The following is an 879-nucleotide window of genomic DNA, read 5'->3' as shown; positions in this document are numbered from 1 at the left end:
TCCATATGTGGACGGCGCCCTGCCTGCAACGGTTGTTTTGCGTCGTTTTCGATCGCTTGCGTCCATATGTCCGGCCTTTGAGCACGGTCCTTGCGGCCGCTGGCCAAGGTGGGGTTCGCGACGCCCGTTCCAATCATGCCAGCGGTTTCGTTGGCCAATGGATCCCTCGGAGTTTCGCGCGTCACGGATCGATCGATCACGCCATCTTCCTTCCGTTGCAAGAGCTTGTGTTCGGTGTTCCTCCGTTGCGGCCTATCCGGGCATGTCAGCGTCGTGCTGAGCCGCGGTCAGGGCTGGCCGCAGGCCACCGCCGTAGGCGGCGCGAAGCGGCCTTGAGGGCGGCGAGGAGGCGTCAGGCTGCCCGCCAGGCCGCAACGGTACGGCTCGCCGGTGATCATCATCTTCCAGGCCATACGGGCGGTCTTGTTGGCGAGCGCCACAGCCGCCAGCTTCGGCGGCTTGCGCGCAATCAACGCCGCCAGCCACGGCGAGGCCTTGGCGCGGCCGCGACGCACCTGCTGGATGTGGGCCGTCGCGCCCACCACCAGCGCCTGCCGCAGCATCTCGTCGCCGGCCCGCGTGATCACCCCCAGCCGGTTCTTGCCGGCGGTCGAATGGTTCTTCGGCGTCAGCCCCAGCCACGCCGCGAAGTCGCGTCCCGAACCGAACGCTGTCGCATCAGTGACCTTGACGCCGAGCAGGCTCGCCACGACCGGCCCGACGCCGGGCATCGCAGCCAGCCGCTGTCCAGTCTCGTCCTTGCGGTGATGGGCCAACAGCTTCTTGTCGATTGCCGCGTATCGCGCGCACACCGCGCGGTATTCCTCGCCGAGCGTCTCAAGCAGTTCCTTTGCCAGCGCCGGCACCGTCGCGTCGCCG

The 879-nt window shown here is 67.7% G+C and carries 1 protein-coding gene; it reads right to left on the bottom strand.

Features of this window, described 5'->3' with window-relative positions:
- Positions 1-287: 287 nt before the first annotated feature.
- On the bottom strand, positions 288-879 hold a 592-nt coding region (locus tag NKI41_RS33205), incomplete at its 5' end, for an IS110 family RNA-guided transposase (RefSeq protein WP_352687293.1).

Source organism: Mesorhizobium sp. M0601, from assembly GCF_040320845.1.
Lineage (GTDB): Bacteria > Pseudomonadota > Alphaproteobacteria > Rhizobiales > Rhizobiaceae > Mesorhizobium.
The sequence above is the reverse complement of the archived record's forward strand: the minus strand, read 5'-3'. Positions and strand labels throughout refer to the sequence as shown.